This window comes from Tritonibacter sp. SIMBA_163 (genome assembly GCF_046535935.1).
In the GTDB taxonomy this organism is placed as follows: Bacteria; Pseudomonadota; Alphaproteobacteria; order Rhodobacterales; family Rhodobacteraceae; genus Epibacterium; species Epibacterium scottomollicae.
Genome location: NZ_JAWJBP010001233.1, coordinates 1 through 239, shown reverse-complemented (window position 1 = coordinate 239; position 239 = coordinate 1). Strand labels below are relative to the sequence as shown.

The following is a 239-nucleotide window of genomic DNA, read 5'->3' as shown; positions in this document are numbered from 1 at the left end:
CCTGGGGCAACCGGTACGTCGCTTATCACGGGGGCCGATCGAACGATCCCCCGCTCGTCCTGGAGGCTCACACCGATCACCCGGGGTTTCACGTCGAGTCCTGCGACGGCGGTCAGGCCCGCCTCGCGTACCTCGGCAAGCCGCCCGCCGCCGACCTGACCGGCAGCCCCCTGCTCGCTTTCAACGAGCGCGACGAGACGTCCCGCCGGCTCACCGTCACTTCAACCCGGGATGCTCCA

1 protein-coding gene is annotated in these 239 nt (G+C 69.9%); it reads left to right on the top strand.

Annotation, left to right across the window (positions count from 1 at the left end; genetic code table 11):
• On the top strand, positions 1 to 239 hold a 239-nt coding region (locus R0J92_RS26240; RefSeq protein WP_411053847.1), incomplete at both ends, for a hypothetical protein.